This window comes from Flavobacterium sp., from assembly GCF_044368625.1.
In the GTDB taxonomy this organism is placed as follows: Bacteria; Bacteroidota; Bacteroidia; order Flavobacteriales; family Flavobacteriaceae; genus Flavobacterium.
On record NZ_JBIPPD010000076.1, the window covers coordinates 1 to 13,179 of the forward strand.

Below are 13,179 nucleotides of genomic sequence, written 5' to 3' on the forward strand. Positions count from 1 at the left end.
TGCAAATAAGGGTGGGTTTTTTTTTGAAAAAACACAATTTTAGGTCGATTAATAATTTATATTTACAGTAAATCAATAAAGCAAATGAGCAACATTCTTGAAGTAAATAAAGTGGTCAAACAATACGGAGATTATACCGCACTTAACGAAGTTTCAATCACCGTTCCCAAAGGAAGTATTTACGGATTGTTAGGGCCTAATGGTGCAGGGAAAACTTCACTTATTCGTATTATCAATCAAATTACTCTTCCAGATAGTGGAACAATTTTGTTGGACGGCGAAAAACTACAGCCTAAACATACGGGAAATATTGGTTATCTACCCGAAGAACGAGGGTTGTACAAATCGATGAAAGTGGGCGAACAATGTTTGTACTTGGCACAAATGAAAGGTTTGTCTAAAGCCGAGGCCAAAAAACAATTGGAATATTGGTTTGATAAACTCGATATTAAAGGCTGGTGGAACAAGAAAATTGAGGAACTTTCGAAAGGAATGGCTCAGAAAATTCAGTTTGTGGTAACAGTTTTGCACCAGCCCAAACTGCTTATTTTTGATGAACCTTTCTCGGGTTTTGATCCCGTTAATGCCAATTTAATCAAAGATGAAATTCTCGAACTGCGTGAAAAAGGCGCTACTATCATATTTTCCACTCATAGAATGGAAAGTGTTGAGGAACTGTGTGATCACATTGCTTTAATCCATAAATCCAATAAATTAATTGAAGGAAAATTGAATGAAGTAAAACGAACGTATCGAAGCAATACTTTTGAAGTAGGAATTTTAACCAGCAACGTCGAAGGCTTGATGTTTGATTTAACTCAGCAATTTACAGTAAGCCCCGCCAGTTTTAAATCCCTGAATGATGAACTTAAATTACTCATCCATTTGGGCAATTCGACTTCTAATGAATTATTGCACGTGTTGACCCAACGCGGTCAAGTAACGCATTTTGTCGAAAAAATCCCGAGTGTAAACGACATTTTTATTCAAACGGTTAGCCAATAATTTTTAAAATTTAAAAAAAAAATAAATCTTACACAGCAAAATGAGTATATTAACTTTAATTATAAAAAGAGAATTCATAGCCAAAGTGCGAAACAAATCCTTTATTGTAATGACTTTTCTGAGTCCATTACTGTTTGTAGCACTTGCCGCATTTGTGGGATATTTGAGTACGATGCGATCGGGTGTCAAAAAAATTGTAATTCACGACGAATCTAATTTATTTGTCAACGAATTCAAGCAAACCGATGAATTCCACTACCTCAATTTTTCAGATATTCCGTTAAAATCTTTGAAAGATAGCGTGGTTGCCGAACGATTTGCGGGAATTTTATTCATTCCTAAAACAACGGACAATAATGACTTAGAAAAGCAAATTCAATACATTTCCAACGAAAGTCCGAGTACTTCATTTATAGAAGATTTGCAGGATATTATTGCCAGAAAACTCACTACTGCTAATTTGCAAACAGCAGGTTTAGACACTTTGGCTGTAAAAAATGCTCAAGCAGATGTATCCATCAATTTAGCCAAAGTGTCGGGTGAGGAAACGGTCAAAGGTCTTAATGAAATTAAGGTTTTTATCGGTGGCGCGTTTGGTTATTTGATCATGATGTTCATCATTATCTACGGAAATATGGTAATGCGAAGCGTGATTGAAGAGAAAACAAACCGCATTATCGAAATCATTATTTCGTCCGTAAAACCGTTCCAACTGATGATGGGAAAAATCATCGGTACATCGCTAGCTGGTGTCTTGCAGTTTTTGATTTGGGCAGTTGTAGGATCGATTTTATTTTTAATTGCCTCTGTATTCCTAGGGATTGAAATGGGAAGTCCAACTGCAGAAATGGTTGCCGTATCGGGTTCTAATTTTAACGAAACAGCTCAGTTGTATTTTAAAGAATTGGCCAGTTTGCCCATTATTACTTTGTTGATTTCCTTCCTTGTTTATTTCATTGGAGGTTATTTTTTATACAGTTCGATTTATGCTGCAATTGGCGCTGCGGTTGACAATGAAACCGATTCGCAACAATTTTTATTACCCATTATTTTACCATTAATCCTTGGAGTATATGTTGGTTTTTTTAGTGTTTTGAGCGAACCACACGGAACGGTTGCTACTACATTTTCGATGATTCCTTTGACCTCGCCAATCGTCATGCTGATGCGAATTCCGTTTGGTGTGCCTTGGTGGCAAATATTGATTTCGGTTACTTTGTTGTTTGCAACTTTCTTTTTTGTCGTGTGGTTTGCAGCCAAAATATACCGCGTTGGAATTTTGATGTACGGAAAAAAACCAACTTGGAAAGAGTTATATAAATGGTTGAAATATTAAAATTAAATGGATTTTATAGACCAAATTAAACATATTTTAGGTTTAAGCTTGATTAAAACAGAAGACATCAATGTAACAATTGGCGCCCTCATTGCTGTTGTTTTGGCTTTTTTTGTTTCTAGTTTGGTACTCAAAGTGATTCGAAAATTAATTACTCGAAACTTACCACCGGAAGACACGAATAAGTTTATCAGTATTTTTCAGTTTATAAAATATTTCGTATATGTTTTCGTAATTATGTTTGCATTGCGAATCTCGGGTGTTGATATCTCGGTGCTGCTTACGGCTTCAGCGGCTATATTTATAGGATTGGGTTTTGCGTTACAACAATTGTTTCAAGATTTAATCGCTGGCGTACTAATCATTTTAGAGCAATCGCTAAAAGTAGGGGATATTATAGAACTAGACGGAAAAATCGGAAAAGTCCAAAAAATTAGTTTGCGTTCCACTCGAGCATACACCCGAAACCAGCGGGTGATGATTATTCCAAATCATATGTTTATGAATGATTTACTGTTCAATTGGACACAAAATAACAGTATTGTTAGGGAAAATGTGGCTGTTAGAATTGCTTACGGCTCCAATACGCAACTTGTAAAGGAACTGCTTATTGCCGCAGCACTTTCAATCGGTGATATAAAACCCGACCCAAAACCAACGGTACTGTTTGATGAATTTGGGGATTCTTCCCTAAATTTTACAGTGAATTTTTATGTAGATGATGCATTTATCGTTCAAAGAATAAAAAGCGATCTGCGTTTCGAAATTGATAAAAAATTCAGAGAAAACAACATTTCAATTCCTTTTCCGCAAAGGGATTTACACATATATAAAGATAAAGAAGTATAATTTTCCATTACAGGAATACCAAAAAACAGCGAAGAATAATGTCAAAAATATTGATTATAGAAGATGAGCCTGCAATCAGAAGGGTTTTAATGAAAATACTTTCAGAAGAAAATGATACCTATCTCGTTGAAGAAGCGGAAGATGGTCTCAGCGGTATGGAAAAAATAAAAAATACGGATTACGACCTGATTTTGTGCGACATCAAAATGCCAAAAATGGACGGTGTGGAGCTTCTCGAAGCAACCAAAAAAATCAAACCTGAAATCCCGATTGTAATGATTTCGGGTCACGGCGATATGGAAACGGCCATCAACACGATGCGAATGGGTGCCTTTGATTATATTTCTAAACCACCCGATTTAAACCGATTGCTGAATACCGTCCGGAATGCATTGGACAAAAAACAATTGGTCGTTGAAAATAAAATTTTAAAAAAGAAAGTCAGCAAAAACTACGAAATGATTGGTGACTCAGCACCGATACATCACATCAAAGAAATGATTGAAAAGGTTGCGTTAACGGATGCTAGAGTACTGATTACCGGTCCAAACGGAACGGGAAAAGAACTGGTTGCACATCAATTACACGAAAAAAGTGAACGAGCCAATGCACCTTTAATTGAAGTCAATTGTGCAGCAATTCCGTCGGAGTTGATTGAAAGCGAACTTTTTGGCCATGTCAAAGGAGCATTTACATCAGCCATAAAAGATCGCGCGGGTAAGTTTGAAGCAGCTGATAAAGGCACTATTTTTCTAGACGAAATTGGCGATATGAGTTTGTCGGCTCAAGCCAAAGTGTTGCGAGCTTTGCAAGAGAGTATGATTACCAGAGTGGGTGCCGATAAAGACATTAAAGTCGACGTTCGCGTTGTGGCTGCTACCAACAAAGATTTGAAAAAAGAAATTGCCGAAGGTCGTTTTCGAGAGGATTTGTACCACCGACTGGCTGTTATTTTAATCAAAGTTCCCGCTTTGAATGACCGCCGAAATGACATACCTTTGCTGATTGAACATTTTGCCAAAAAAATTGCCGAAGAACAAGGTTCAGTAGCCAAAATTTTTTCAAAAGAAGCAATTATTTTACTTCAAGAATATGATTGGACAGGAAACATTCGGGAGTTGAGAAATGTGGTCGAACGACTTATAATTTTGGGCGGAGCCACTATTTCAGAACAAGATGTGAAACTTTTTGCAAGCAAATAATTAGAATCGAAAGAATCAAAAGCAATTGAAAAAAGCAAAAGAATCCAAACAATCAAAAAAAATATAGAGGTCGAAAAAAATATATTTGTCAAAAAAGCGAAACCTTTTTTAGCTTTTAGAGTATTTCGATTTTTAAGATATAGAACATGAAATTAAAAAAAATAAATCCAAATTTGCAGAAGGCTTTGGTCGAAAACCAGTTGACCCAAGCAAATGAATTGCAACAGGAGACTTTTTCCATCATTAAAAGTGGTGCCGATTGCGTAATTATTGCTCCTGAAAAATCCGGAAAAACCACAACTATTGTTTTAAATGTCATTCAACGATTAGAAAAAGAGTTTCAAGAATCGCCTCGTGCTTTGATTTTTGTTCAAAACAAAGAAAAGCTGATTGAAATGAAACAAATGTTTGAAAAATTCGGAAATTATACCAATCTTCGGGTCTATGGAGTTCATGATAAAGGCGATATTGACTTTGATAAAAACCACATTTCACTCGGAATAGATGTATTGATTGGAACGCCAAAACGTTTGAGTGATTTATTTTCAACAGCCGGTTTTGACGTCAACCAACTCAAAATGTTCATCGTTGAAGATGCAGATGAGTTACTGCGGTTGCGATTTGATACCAAGATTGCCCGAATTGGCGAAGCCATCAAAACGCAACGCATATTGTTTTCCGAAAAAGATTCCGAACGTTTGGAAGCTTTCGCAGACCGCGTAATGATCGAACCCACTTGGTTTGATTTTTACACAAATCACGAGGAAGACGTGGACGAATTCGAGGAAGGTGAGGACGAAGAAAGTGAAGAAGAATAAACAAATTAATTAAAAAAATTACAAGCTATGGGAATGATAAAAGTGTTTTCGGGAAGCCAGATTTTAGCGCAAGCTTTAAATGAAAAAATTGAAGCAATCGGGGTCAAAACGATTATGAAAGACAACATCCAATCAGCACGTTTGGGTGGATTTGGAAATTCAGATTTAGCAGTCGAAATCTTTATTGAAGAAATTGATTTTGGCAAAGCCAATAAAGTAATCGAAGATTTTAGATTAAGTATTTAAGTTTTAAAAAAGTTAGCAAGAAACATCCTCTTAAATTAGGGTGTTTTTTTATGCCTATTTATTTCACAAACCGCTTATCTTTGCACCTTTAAAAAATAAGCAGGTTTTAGTCTTCCAACTTCAATCTCCTAACTTCCAACTTACTTAAAATGATTACAGTTAACGATATCTCCGTTCAGTTTGGCGGTACTACACTTTTTAGCGATGTTTCTTTCGCCATTAATGAAAATGATAAAATTGCCTTGATGGGTAAAAACGGAGCCGGAAAATCAACGCTTCTAAAAATTATTGCGGGTCAAAGTAAACCATCTACTGGAACTATTTCGGCACCAAAAGAAGCGGTGATTGCTTATTTGCCACAACATTTACTTACGCAAGACGACGCGACGGTTATTGAAGAAGCATCTAAAGCTTTTGGAGAAATTTTCAAAATGAAAGCTGAAATCGACGAAATCAACGAGCAATTGACCATTCGAACCGATTATGAATCGGATGCTTACATGAAATTAATCGAACGGGTCTCGGATTTAAGCGAAAAGTTTTATGCCATCGAAGAAATCAATTATGAAGCCGAAGTAGAGAAAATTTTGGTAGGTTTGGGCTTCGAAAGGGACGATTTTACCCGTCCAACTTCTGAGTTTTCGGGCGGTTGGCGAATGCGAATCGAACTGGCGAAAATACTTTTACGCAAACCCGATTTGATTTTGCTTGACGAACCTACCAATCACATGGACATCGAAAGTATCCAGTGGTTGGAAGACTTTTTGATCAATTCGGCCAAAGCAGTGGTAGTTATTTCTCACGATAGAGCGTTTGTAGATAATATTACAAACCGCACGATTGAAGTTACGATGGGGCGGATTTATGATTACAAAGCCAAATATTCGCATTATTTGGAGTTGCGAAAAGACCGCAGAATTCATCAACAAAAAGCCTACGACGAACAGCAAAAAATGATTGCTGATAATCAAACTTTTATCGATCGATTTAAAGGCACTTTCTCAAAAACCGATGCCGTTCAATCTCGTGTAAAAATGCTCGAAAAACTCGTCTTGGTTCAAGTGGACGAAGTGGATAATTCGGCTTTGAAATTGAAGTTTCCTCCAGCAGCGCGTTCGGGTCAATATCCCGTAATTGTAAAAGATTTAGAGAAATCCTACGGCGATCATTTGATTTTTAAGGATGCCAATATCGTAATCGAACGTGGCGATAAAGTGGCGTTTGTTGGTAAAAATGGCGAAGGAAAATCCACAATGATCAAAGCCATTATGAAGCAAATCGAAATTAACAGCGGAAGTGTGGAAGTGGGGCATAACGCTCAAATTGGGTATTTTGCTCAAAACCAAGCTTCTTTGTTAGACGAAAATGCTACGATTTTTGAAACCATTGACCAAATTGCTGTGGGGGATATTCGAACACAAATCAAGAATATTTTAGGAGCGTTTATGTTTCATGGAGACGATATTCAGAAAAAAGTAAAAGTACTTTCGGGTGGCGAAAAAACACGTTTAGCAATGATTAAATTATTGTTGGAACCCGTTAACTTGCTGATTTTGGATGAGCCATCGAACCACCTTGACATGAAAACCAAAGACATCATCAAAGACGCATTGCGCGATTTTGAAGGAACCTTGATTTTGGTTTCACACGATAGGGATTTCTTAGACGGTTTGGCTACCAAAGTGTTTGAATTTGGTAACAAGCGTGTGAAAGAACATTTTGAAGACATCAACGGATTTTTGGCACACAAAAAAATGGAAAATATGAGGGAAATTGAGAAGTAGTTTTCAGTCATAGTTTTCAAATCTCAGGGAAGATTTATTTAGAAACCAGTAAGGTTTTAATTTTATTAAGATTTGCTCTTAACTAAAGGTAGTACCTTATTGGTTTTATATTTTAGGGTTTCCATTTTGCAAATCCAAATGCATTTTTATTTAGAAAAGAAATCCACTTTTCTCCATGTTCTTTCAATAGATAATTGAAAACCAAAAGGTTGTAGTTTTCGTAAACTTTAAAATTTGTGGGAGGCGTACAGCCAAAATCATAGTATTGAATGGTGTATTGTTTTTCGAATTCGACATCTCTTTTTTGAATAACCGACTTGATTCCGCCGAGAAGATAAATTTTGAGACTATTTGATTTTAAATCACGGTCAAATTTTTTAGTTGCCTCGTTTTCAAAAGTTATGAACGAAGTCGCTCTTTGATTTTCAGTAGCATTACGTTCGTTTTCTTGAGCTAAAACCATTGTGCGAGTAACTAAAAATAAGCCAATTGCTAGTACGATTATTTTCATTTGTATATTGTTTTTTTAAGGCAAAAAGCAATGCCTGATTTATTTTTTTAAAAAAAAAGAGGCTTTAAAGCAATGTGTAAAACCTCTTTATTAAAAATTTATTTTGCGGATTCTACTAATCGAATAAATTCTGCTTTGTAGCCTTCATCGTCGTTTTCCAATCCTTTTTTTGCCAAAGATTTAATGGCTTCCATATCTTTATTAGAAATGAGTTTTGAATCCCGTAAAGTCAAACCGAACCAAGCCACTGCCGAACAGAATTTGAAATCGGAAGAAGTAGTATTTAAATCCAGGGCTTTATTTTCAATCACTTTAACCATTTCAATGCTTTTTTCGCCGTCTGGTTTTTTATAGCGAAATTTAATTGTAGCCAGTTCATCGTTAAAATTGCTTGCGGAAGCGTTATTTTGTCCATATTTCAAAGCAATTTCTTCTTGGTAAAATTCACTTGCAACACCTGTTGGAATAATTTCGTACAATGCCGTAACGGTATGACCACTACCCAATTCGCCTGCATCAATAGCATCGTTGGTAAAATCTTCATCGCGTAATTTTCGATTTTCGTAACCGATTAACCGGTAGGATTTCACATGCTTTGGGTTGAATTCAATTTGGATTTTGACATCTTTTGCGATTGCAAACATCGAGCCTTTGAACTCTTTTCCTAAAAAGCGGTTTGCTTCTTGAATGTTATCGATATAGGCGTAATTTCCGTTTCCTTTGTCCGACAATAGTTCCATTTTACTGTCTTTGTAATTGCCCATTCCGTAACCCAAACAAGTTAGAAATACACCCGATTTACGTTTTTCCTCAATCAACGTTTGCATGTCGCCGTTAGATGAAATACCTACATTAAAATCGCCATCAGTAGCAAGAATCACACGATTATTTCCATTTTTAATAAAGTTTTCTTGGGCAGTTTTGTAAGCCAGTTCGATTCCCGCCCCTCCAGCGGTACTTCCTCCAGCGCTTAATTTTTCAAGGGCGTTGATAATAGTTTGTTTTTCGTCGCCCGAAGTTGGAGGCAAAACCATTCCGGTCGCTCCAGCATATACAATGATGGAAACTTTGTCTTCTTTGCGTAATTCTTTGACCAGAATTTTCATCGACTCTTTCAGTAAAGGCAATTTGTTTTGGTCGTTCATCGAACCCGAAACGTCAATCAAAAACACCAGATTAGAAGCGGGGAGTTTGTTTGATGGGATATTTTTTCCTTGCAAACCAATTCGTAGTAGTTTGTGTTTGGCATTCCAAGGTGCAACCGCGTATTCAGTGGTTATTGCAAATGGGTCATTGTTGGTGGGTGCTGGATTATTGTATTTGAAAAAATTGATCATTTCCTCCACCCGAACGGCATCTTTGGGTACTTTTTGACCGTTGTTAATGAACCGTCGAATATTGGTATAAGAAGCATTATCTACATCAATAGAAAAAGTTGAAAGCGGTTTTGCTGATGGACTTTCAAATGCATTTTCTTCAAACGACTCGTAGTCTTCGTTGCTTTTTATTTCATCAGATGCAGCTGGGTGTAATTTAGCAATTGCTTCTAATCTCTTTTTCAACTCTTTTTCTGAAATTTTTTTGAGCTTACCTTTATTTGTGGTAATCATAATCACGCCGTTTCTTCCATATTTACCATAAATTGAGGTGGCTTGTGCATCTTTCAAGACTGTAACTTCTTTGATGTTGTTAGCATCTAGTTTTCTAAAAGTAGATGCCGATGCGGGAACACCATCAATTACTAGCAATGGGTCGGTATTGTTTTGTGTACTTGAAACACCTCTTATTGCATTAAATTTTGTACTTCCGGGAGTTCCACTTGATGAAATTAAAGTAAGTCCGGGGGATTGTCCTTGTAGGGATTGGAGAATTGAAGAATTTGCTTTATTCTCGACAGCCACTATTTTATCTGAATTTGAATTATTTTGAATTACATAATCAATACCAACTGCTAATTTTTGTTCTGATTTTTTAGCACTTTCCTTTTCGGCTTTATTTTTTATACGATTTCCTCTGTTGTATCCTTCTGAAACTACAACTACCTCACTTAAATTGGCACTGCTTTCTTCGAGTGCTACAGTTATAGTTTCTTTTTTTGAAATGGTAACAATACTTTCATTAAAACCGATATAGTTGAAAACGAGTTGGTCGCCTAAATTTACTTTCAGTGAAAATTTCCCGTCATAATCGGTTTGGGTTCCTTTCGAAGTCCCTTTTATCAAAATACTAACACCTGGCAAGGGCAATCCATCATTTTTAGATGTTACAACGCCGTTAATGGTTTTTTCACCAGAAATAGGATTCGTATTGACCGTTGTAGTTACAAGCGAAGATTTCGTTTCAATGTTATTTTCCTCTAAAACTATTGAAGAAACGGTAACTTCAGATGCTTTTTCAACAACTTCTTTTTCCAAAAATTGGTCTTCTTTTATGTTTTCTTCTTCTAAAGCCACAGCCGAATTTACCTTATCCTCTTTCAAAATTTTCTCGGTATTTTCTGCGTCAAAATCGGTTGTCGGAGCGAATCTCTCTATTGTATTTTCAATTGGTGCTGTTTCAGTTGGTTCAGTACTTTTCGGACTTTCGACCACTGGATTTTCTTGAGGCAAAACCACTTTTTCATCAGAAAACAGTTGGTAGCCCAAAGTCAAAACCAGTAATAGTGAAGCAGCAACGGCTAGTTTTTCCCACCAGAATACAGGTTTTTCTGATTCTTTTTTGTCTAATTTTTCTTCAACACGTGCCCAAATTTTGTCCAATTCTGGAACAGGTTTGCCTTCGGCGTTTTTTGCTGCTTGCTGAAATTGGTGGTATATTTTATCTTGATTTTCCATGATTACGTTGCTTTTTGATAATACAATTGGTTGACTAACGCTTGTAATTTTGTCCGAGAAACATTCAATTGTGATTTAGAAGTTCCTTCGCTAATGCCCAGTATTTGTGCAATTTCTTTGTGAGAATAACCTTCTATCGCAAAAAGGTTGAAAATAGTTTTACAACCTTCGGGGATTTGATTGAGCAGTTGCAACAAATCTTCTTCTTCTAAAAAGGTGTCTTGGGCCGATTCCAAAGCGGGAACAGTTGCCATATCGTCCAGATAAATATTGAAATTCACCTTCTTTTTCAATGTATGCAAACACTGATTGACAGCAATTTTTCGAGCCCAAGCCTCAAATGCCAAAAGCTCCTTGAGTTGATTCAATTTTGTAAAAATAGTGTAGAAAGCATCGGCCATTGCTTCTTCTATTTCTTCCTCTTTTTTCAAGTACCGTTTGCAAGTCTGGTACAGCTTTGGAGCAAGAAGCTCATACACGCGTCTCTGCGATTCGCGGTGCATTTTTTTGCAGTCTAAAATTAGTTTTTCGTTTATCACAATTGAAGTCTTTCCTATATAGAGCACTTTTAAAGTAAAAAGGTTGGGAGAAGATAGTGTTTTTTTGAAAATAAAAAAGCCTATCCGGAAAGATAGGCTTGAATAGCGTATATATTAATTTGATATTCTGCGACGTGCTTGAAATAAAAAAAAAATTAACTTTGAATAATAACTTTAAAAATTTTTAACGATGATTTTAATGCTGTGTTCAATTCAAAAGATTTGGCAAAAATTTTAAAAGAAAAGCTCAACGAAGGACCTCAAAAAGGCAATTTGGCTAAACACTTTGGTAAGCTTAAGAGACAATTAGATGGTCTGAAATATCAAAAAGATATTCGAAAAGATGAAAATTGATTTTATTGCGGATACTAATTTTCTCTAAATTGTGAAATGTATAGAATAACCTTATCGATCTAATTTCATTACAAAACCTTACTCTTTAAAAACCATATCAATACACATTACGGCAGCTAAAATCAAGGGCCGAACAGCATCGTCTTGCGGTACATTATTGTGGATTTCTAAAACATAATTATCAGCCGAAGTAAAAAATTCTCTTCCCATGCCAGCCCATTTTTTGCTTACGTGGGCCAACTCGGTATCGCCTTTTTTGAACGAGAAATTCCAACCCGTCCATTTTCCTTGAAGCGTACACAAATCCCGACCTTCCTTATCCTGAATGTTAAAACGACCTCCGAAAGAGAAAAATTTTTGTTTGAATATACCAATCAAACGTTCTTTTTCGTCGAAAACTTCTACGTCCGAACGGAAAATTGTAAATCCACGTTTAATGCTCAATACTTTATCGCCATTCGGTGTTTTAATTTCAATATGAAAAGGCGTCATCCGTTTGTAATCCGTAAAACGAAACATTTTGGTAAAAAATCCGAGTTGGTCTTCGCGCGTTTGCAACATCAACTGGTTGGATTGAGGATCGAAAATGTCAAAATTGTTTGCAGCTTTGAAAAAACCAACGTGTTTTTGACTAAAAATAAGTTTTTGTTTAAAATGGGATGCATTTTATCGGTTTAAGGTGAGTTTATAAATGGTGGATTCTAAAATTTCGTTGTCTTTGTCTTCACAAAGCAAAAATTCGAGTACATCTTCGGATTTTTTGAAAAGCGTAATGCCTTCAAATTTGTGTTCGTTAGAAATTTTTTTAATTTTCTTGAGTTTCATGGTTTTCAGATCTATTTGGCCTACACAACTTCCTGCAACTTCTCCGTCTAAATAAGTGGACTGAGAATCTTCGGCTGCAGCCAAAAAATAAAAAGTGTCGTCGACCAAAATGGCATCCGTAAATGAAGTTGGGATTCCATTGATTTTAGGCAAATTAAAACTGTTGTATAGCAACGAATATCCTTGTGTAAAATACGGACTTTCGATGGTAAAAATACCATTTTTAGCATTTTTGCCATTTCCTCTTTGAAAAAAATACCATTTTTCGCCCGTAAAAATTACGCCTTCAATATTAAAATCTTCGGCAGAAATTCCCGCAAAGTATTGCATGGAAAGATACAAATCCGTCAAATCGTGGTTTTGAAGTACCGTTTTTCGGGTTTCACTCAACTGAATCATCTTGTTTCTTATGGCGGTTGAACCTGAACCGACTACAAAAATATCATCTTCGTACTGAGTAATGGCTTCAAAATCAGATTTTAAGTTTTTAGGAACATTCTCATTTACCGCTTCATTTTCGATGAGAAAATGCTTCTGCAAATCAGCTGTAGCCATCGAATATTCGTAAAGAACATTACTATTGTCTGAAATAATATATAAGGAGTCATTTTTATAAATCAATCCCGAAGCCGAACTGATTCCGATAATTTTAAGAAACAAATCGAGTTGGAATTTTTTCATAGAATAGTAGATTTCATCAGCGAAAATATAACGTTCTGATTTAAAATCCTACCAATTTTAATTTTTTAAATTCCTTACTATTAAGTACATTTATAAAAATAAACTTTCAATGAAAAACCTAAATATCCAAGACCTTCGCGTTACACAGCAAATTAAACTTGCCGAACTTCCCACACGTATCGAGGTAAAGCAAGA

13 protein-coding genes are annotated in these 13,179 nt (G+C 35.9%); 8 read left to right on the plus strand and 5 right to left on the minus strand.

The window, feature by feature from the left end:
- Positions 1–84: 84 nt before the first annotated feature.
- From ACIQ2X_RS07585 to ACIQ2X_RS07615, 7 genes are all read left to right on the plus strand, one after another.
- Entirely contained in the window at positions 85–1,005 is a 921-nt protein-coding gene (locus ACIQ2X_RS07585) for an ABC transporter ATP-binding protein (protein WP_396178326.1), read from the plus strand.
- Between the two features lie 40 nt (positions 1,006–1,045).
- Entirely contained in the window at positions 1,046–2,341 is a 1,296-nt protein-coding gene (locus tag ACIQ2X_RS07590; protein ID WP_396178327.1) for an ABC transporter permease, read from the plus strand.
- A 6-nt stretch (positions 2,342–2,347) separates the two neighbouring features.
- Positions 2,348–3,190 (plus strand): mechanosensitive ion channel family protein, encoded by an 843-nt coding sequence (locus ACIQ2X_RS07595; RefSeq protein ID WP_396178328.1) that lies wholly within the window; start codon positions 2,348–2,350, stop codon positions 3,188–3,190.
- 38 nt (positions 3,191–3,228) lie between these two features.
- A complete protein-coding gene (locus ACIQ2X_RS07600; RefSeq protein WP_396178329.1) occupies positions 3,229–4,392 on the plus strand; it encodes a sigma-54-dependent transcriptional regulator in 1,164 nt (387 codons plus the stop codon).
- A 146-nt stretch (positions 4,393–4,538) separates the two neighbouring features.
- On the plus strand, positions 4,539–5,210 hold the full coding sequence (locus ACIQ2X_RS07605; RefSeq protein ID WP_396178330.1) for a DEAD/DEAH box helicase: 672 nt from the start codon (positions 4,539–4,541) through the stop codon (positions 5,208–5,210).
- A gap of 27 nt (positions 5,211–5,237) precedes the next feature.
- Positions 5,238–5,456: a putative signal transducing protein gene (locus ACIQ2X_RS07610; protein ID WP_396178331.1), complete on the plus strand. Its 219-nt coding sequence runs from the start codon at positions 5,238–5,240 to the stop codon at positions 5,454–5,456.
- Positions 5,457–5,605: 149 nt separating this feature from the next.
- Positions 5,606–7,240, plus strand: coding sequence for an ABC-F family ATP-binding cassette domain-containing protein (locus tag ACIQ2X_RS07615; RefSeq protein WP_396178332.1), 1,635 nt, complete (start codon positions 5,606–5,608; stop codon positions 7,238–7,240).
- A 112-nt stretch (positions 7,241–7,352) separates the two neighbouring features.
- On the opposite strand, the gene ACIQ2X_RS07620 is transcribed toward ACIQ2X_RS07615, so the two are convergent.
- From ACIQ2X_RS07620 to ACIQ2X_RS07630, 3 genes are all read right to left on the minus strand, one after another.
- Positions 7,353–7,751 carry a hypothetical protein gene (locus ACIQ2X_RS07620; protein ID WP_396178333.1) on the minus strand — a complete coding sequence of 133 codons (399 nt, stop codon included), beginning with the start codon at positions 7,749–7,751 and terminating at the stop codon, positions 7,353–7,355.
- A 98-nt stretch (positions 7,752–7,849) separates the two neighbouring features.
- Positions 7,850–10,585: a von Willebrand factor type A domain-containing protein gene (locus ACIQ2X_RS07625; RefSeq protein ID WP_396178334.1), complete on the minus strand. Its 2,736-nt coding sequence runs from the start codon at positions 10,583–10,585 to the stop codon at positions 7,850–7,852.
- 2 nt (positions 10,586–10,587) lie between these two features.
- Positions 10,588–11,088, minus strand: coding sequence for an RNA polymerase sigma factor (locus ACIQ2X_RS07630; RefSeq protein ID WP_396178335.1), 501 nt, complete (start codon positions 11,086–11,088; stop codon positions 10,588–10,590).
- 258 nt (positions 11,089–11,346) lie between these two features.
- Here ACIQ2X_RS07630 and ACIQ2X_RS07635 point away from each other — a divergent pair, with 258 nt between their 5' ends.
- Positions 11,347–11,478, plus strand: a complete 132-nt coding sequence (locus ACIQ2X_RS07635) for a hypothetical protein (protein WP_396178336.1) — start codon at positions 11,347–11,349, stop codon at positions 11,476–11,478.
- A 78-nt stretch (positions 11,479–11,556) separates the two neighbouring features.
- Here the strand turns inward: ACIQ2X_RS07635 and ACIQ2X_RS07640 are convergent, their stop codons facing one another.
- Positions 11,557–12,039: a phospholipid scramblase-related protein gene (locus tag ACIQ2X_RS07640; protein ID WP_396178337.1), complete on the minus strand. Its 483-nt coding sequence runs from the start codon at positions 12,037–12,039 to the stop codon at positions 11,557–11,559.
- 105 nt (positions 12,040–12,144) lie between these two features.
- Entirely contained in the window at positions 12,145–12,984 is an 840-nt protein-coding gene (locus ACIQ2X_RS07645; protein WP_396178338.1) for a DUF6929 family protein, read from the minus strand.
- Positions 12,985–13,179 lie beyond the last annotated feature (195 nt).